The sequence below is a fragment of the Halomonas sp. SIMBA_159 genome, from assembly GCF_046536035.1.
In the GTDB taxonomy this organism is placed as follows: Bacteria; Pseudomonadota; Gammaproteobacteria; order Pseudomonadales; family Halomonadaceae; genus Vreelandella; species Vreelandella venusta_A.
The window spans coordinates 1-246 of the sequence record NZ_JAWJBT010001284.1 but is presented as its reverse complement, the minus strand read 5'-3'; the positions used below and the strand labels follow the sequence as shown (position 1 = coordinate 246).

General features: G+C 51.2%; 1 protein-coding gene. It reads right to left on the bottom strand.

Annotated elements, in window-relative coordinates; all coding sequences use genetic code 11:
* A partial coding sequence (locus R0J87_RS23385) for a hypothetical protein (RefSeq protein ID WP_498889365.1) occupies positions 1-246 on the bottom strand: 246 nt, incomplete at both ends.

The following is a 246-nucleotide window of genomic DNA, read 5'->3' as shown; positions in this document are numbered from 1 at the left end:
AGCGGCAAGCTGTCATTGACGATAGAGGCAATAAAAGTACCGGTACCCAGCAGTTTAAGGCTGCTGCCAAGCGCCAGTGATAACAGTACTATCGTCACCAGCGGCAGTAACTCGCTCATGCCTTTAAAGCCAATATCAACCAGCTGCTGATGCTTAAAGCGCTTACTGAACAACATCATAGAGTAGGCGACTAAACAGGCCAGCGTCGTGGCATAGAGCACCGATTGTGAACCCGAGCCACCCACC